The organism is Mycobacterium sp. (assembly GCF_035603715.1).
GTDB lineage: Bacteria > Actinomycetota > Actinomycetes > Mycobacteriales > Mycobacteriaceae > Mycobacterium.
In genome coordinates this window covers 1-4186 of record NZ_DATNJW010000613.1, presented here as the reverse complement: position 1 = coordinate 4186, position 4186 = coordinate 1, and the positions used below count along the sequence as shown (strand labels likewise).

3 protein-coding genes are annotated in these 4186 nt (G+C 60.4%); all 3 read right to left on the bottom strand.

Annotated elements, in window-relative coordinates; translation table 11 throughout:
* Positions 1-404: 404 nt before the first annotated feature.
* Positions 405-563, bottom strand: a complete 159-nt coding sequence (locus VN856_RS25110; RefSeq protein ID WP_325694383.1) for a hypothetical protein — start codon at positions 561-563, stop codon at positions 405-407.
* Positions 560-1474 (bottom strand): M24 family metallopeptidase, encoded by a 915-nt coding sequence (locus VN856_RS25105; RefSeq protein WP_325694381.1) that lies wholly within the window; start codon positions 1472-1474, stop codon positions 560-562. Before VN856_RS25105 ends, VN856_RS25110 begins: the two co-directional genes overlap by 4 nt.
* A gap of 276 nt (positions 1475-1750) precedes the next feature.
* Complete coding sequence (locus tag VN856_RS25100) at positions 1751-3250, bottom strand: adenylate/guanylate cyclase domain-containing protein (RefSeq protein WP_325694379.1); 1500 nt, start codon at positions 3248-3250, stop codon at positions 1751-1753.
* Positions 3251-4186: the final 936 nt, after the last annotated feature.

The following is a 4186-nucleotide window of genomic DNA, read 5'->3' as shown; positions in this document are numbered from 1 at the left end:
TGCGGGCCACGCGGGCCGGCGGTGATCACGTTGTTGTTGTCAACGACGGGCGCACCAGCCGCGGTGGTCAACCTGCCGGCCCTCGCGCCAGCCTCACCGTCGTGATGTTTGTTCAAGCTCATCTGGGTCCTCTCAGACACGACGGGACGCGGGAATGCTTCGTGGTCGCGATGTTCCTCGGTTCTAAGGCCCAAATCAACGGGGAGCAACTTAACGGAATTCGGTAGACAAGCGTATTGATAGGTGGCTGCCCAATAGATCCGCGATTTGCCTTGACGGTGTCGCAAATCTAATATTCCTGGTTTCTCAAAGGTCGCAGCAAAACTTTGTGTCACAAGCACCTAGCTGTCGGCTATCGGTAGCCGAGGTCTTCTCGGTGGCTTAGACGTTGCGCAGCTTGTCCTCTAGCTGTGTCCCGCCCTGTCTTCATAACTCTTACGCGCCTCTACGTCCGCATCGTCGAGGAATACCGAGCCACCACCAATCGCCCGCGTCAGCGCGTCGGACAGACTGCGCAGCATGAACTTCGGGCTCGCAGCGAGCGCCCCGGCGACCTTCGTCACGCGGATTCGTGGTTTCGGTGATCGTAGAAGGTGACGTCCTCGTCTTCGCGTAGGTCGAGTACTTCGCATCCGGTATCGGTCACTGCCACCACGTGCTCCCAGTAGACCGCCAGCGATTTATCCACGGTGACCGCCGAGCGGGTGTTGTTGGACAGGCGGGTCCCTTCACCGCTGCCAGCACAGATGAACGGCTCCACCGTAATGACCATATTCTTTTCCAGGACGCGGCCCTCGTTGCGTGGGTCGTGGTAGTAGGGGATTAGCCAGCCGTCGGCGTGCACCTGGCCGCACGAATGGCCGGTGCCGCTGGGCACTCGGAGCATCGAGAAGCCGAATGACTCCACGTATGCCTGAACTTCTTCGGCGATTTTCTGTAGCTCGGCGCCGGGGCGTACCAGGCTGATCCCAAGGCACATGGCCTGATAACCCACGGCCGTGAGTAGCCGGGCCTGGGACGAGGTCTCGTCGCCCACGATCCACATGCGCTGGGTGTCGCCGCACCAGCCTTCCTTCTTGAGGCTGACGTCCACCCCGAACAGGTCGCCCTTCTTAAGTGGGATCGCGCTGGGCTCGCCGCTGAAGGCGATCTCGTTGTGTGCGATTGAGATGCAGGCGTACTCGCTGGAGTCGTAGCCCGATAGATCCTCGCGGTCGACGTCGGCACCGTATTTGTTGACGATGAAGTCGTAGGCGATGTCGTTGATCTGCTGTGTCGTGACGCCGGGTTGAACGTGGGGTGTGAGGTCCTGCAATATCTGGGCGCAGACCTTGCCGGCTTCACGCATCATTGCGATCTGACCGGGAGTCTTGATCGGGATCGCGTTGTAGTCAACGTTGTGGGTCGTTGCGGCTGCGGGGCTCATCACGTCCTCCCTGGCCAGGGGTGACATCTCCTCACGGGGACTAGACATGGACGCTATCCGTCAGAGGGCGAATCCACCAAATGAGCCCTATGAAAATCCTCTTGAACAAGCATTAGCCCATTGAAATGCCCAAGACGGGTCAAGTCCTGGCCCAGGGCGCCGGCCCGACGTATCGATGTGCATGAATCAACACGTTCGAGTACCAGGGCCCTAGTTCCCACATAGCCATACCGCAGTCTCAGAACTAACGTTGTGAGTTTCTCGAAAGCCGCGGCGAAAGGATGGGCTCGTCGAGAGGGTGATCGCAACAAGGGTTTGAAGCACCTAGCTGAGGCCGAAGACCTGCACGGCGGCGGACTTTCCTTTCAGGGCATGGAATCCCCGCTCGATGAGCCCGCGTGGTAGAGGCGCCAAAGCGGCAACGCACTGCTCGGTGAGAAGGATGGCGTCGCCGGTGGTTTTGGTGAGTTGCTCGACGCGGGCTGCGACATTGACCGTGTCACCGATCAAGGTGAACTCCAACTTGCCCCCGCCGCCAATGGTGCCGGCGATCACCACACCGGTGTTGATTCCGATGCCGATCCGAAGCTCCCCACCGAACCGCTCAGCGACCAGACGCTGAATCAAGACAGCAGCATTCACTGCGGCATCGGCATGAGTCGCCAGATCGTTCGGGGCGCCGAAGACGGCCAGCGCGCCGTCGCCGAGGAACTTGTTGACATGCCCACCGGCATCCACGACGGCGGGCACGACGATCTCGAATAGGGCGTTGAGGCGGGCGACGGTGTCCTCGGCGGTGTTCGCCTCGGCGAATGGGGTGAAGTCGCGCACGTCGACCAACATCACCGTCACCTCGCGGCGCTCACCGGTGAACACGTCGTCACCCTGCGCAAGTAGCCGCGTCGCCAGGGCGGGGTCGACGTAGGTGCCGAACGCGGCCTGAAGTCGTTGCCGCTCAGCCAAACCCGCCTGCATCCGGTTGAACGACGCAGTTAGCGCGCCGAGGTCATCGTCCTGCACCACCGGCAGACGCTGGCTGTAATCACCGGCCGCGACACGTTCAGTCCCTTCGGCGAGGTCGCGAATCGGACGCAGGATGGGCGAGGACGCAGCTCCGGTCGTGAGCGGCACCCCCAACCCAAGCGTCAAAGCACCCGCGATCACCACGGAAAGTACGGGCATTTCGTTAGACCGATGAACCACTGCGGCCCACATCGCAGCCAACACGGCGAACACGAACACGTTCGCGACCGATGACATATTCGACCACGCGGCAAAAGTCGGGCGAGAGCGTGGCAGCGAATCACCGATCCCGGTGTCCCCGACAATGGCCACCCTGGCGGGCCGCATTGAACCTTCCGGGAAGCTATGCACACCCGGCAGCATCATCGCAATTCCGAACGTGACGCCGACGATCCCGTACTGCACGAGCCGCGACCCGCTCGCCCCGGCGATCACACCGACGAGGACCAAAACCACAGCAAGTAAAACCGCGTTGCCAATTACGGTTCGGGCCGCCGCTCCCCGAGCCCACGTGTAGGTGGCTCCTAGTGCTCTCATCCGATCGACCTCCTGGCCGGCTGCCCACTGCTCGATAAATTGCCGTTCGCTCATGCCAGGACGAACGATCACGTATGCCGTCACCATCGCGGCAACAACGGCAACGGCGGCGGCCTCCATGTAGTGACCGGACCCCTCTGACGCAACAACAGGAAGCGAGATAGCGAGGTAGAGCACAAGCAGGACGGGAATTGAGATCCCATATACCGCCCACAAGTACCTCGGCCCGTACCGGTCCCACGCCCACTGCCAGATTCGATCCATGACGCGACACTAAACCGCTCGCCACCGCGTCATCCGCGTTTGAATTGGCGTCGCGGCGGCTGTTTATGATGACGACCGTCCTCGTCTATAACGCGCCAACTGAGCCCAGCAGTGACAATCTGTCTCAGAACTAAAGAACTGAGACGGGCCCGCGGCGTCATACTGTGGCAGAGAAAACCCACGTGACACTGTCGCAAAGCTGCCTCAAAAAGAGTCTTTACCTATGGCCGCCCATGCCTTGGGTTCAGACGTTGCGTCGGTAGTCGCGGCGTAAGCAAAAGAGCGGGCAGTCCTCATCGAACTGCAGCGCGTGGCGCACATCCGCCAAGGCCGACCGGACGAAGGGATTCACGACGGCCGGCGGCGGCAAAACTCGGCCTGAGTGGCCTCGTGCCACACGAACTACACCACACCACGGCAATCGCTAGCGATTAGCGCGGGCGCGAACGTCAAAGCCCTACAGAACCTCTTAGGCGGCGCGTGCTGCCCTCTAGATGTTGGGCGTTATGGCCGGTTATGGTCGGATGCTGCCGGGCTATGCGTCCGATCTGGGTAAGCGGAACCGACTTGGGATTGAATATTTGGCTCGACCTGCTTTTATGTGGTGCCCTCGGTGAGATTCGAACTCACACTAGACGGGTTTTGAAATCGTCCCATGAGCTCAGAAATTTGCCATAAATGGTCTGAACGATCATATGGTTTTTTATAGCGTTGCTAGCGCTTGATCGGGCGGACTTGGTTTGTTTGGGTAGTTTGAGTGCGATATTTGACTGCGTCGCAACATGATTCACGTTTTTCGAGGCCGGTTTAGTCTGCGTTATTGAGGGTTCCTGTGTAGTGCGCTGCGGGCTGGATGCGGCCGGACGCAGAACGGGTTTTGGTGCGTACGCTGTGAAAGTTACGAACGTCGGCCAGGAGCCCCGACTCAGGCCTAGC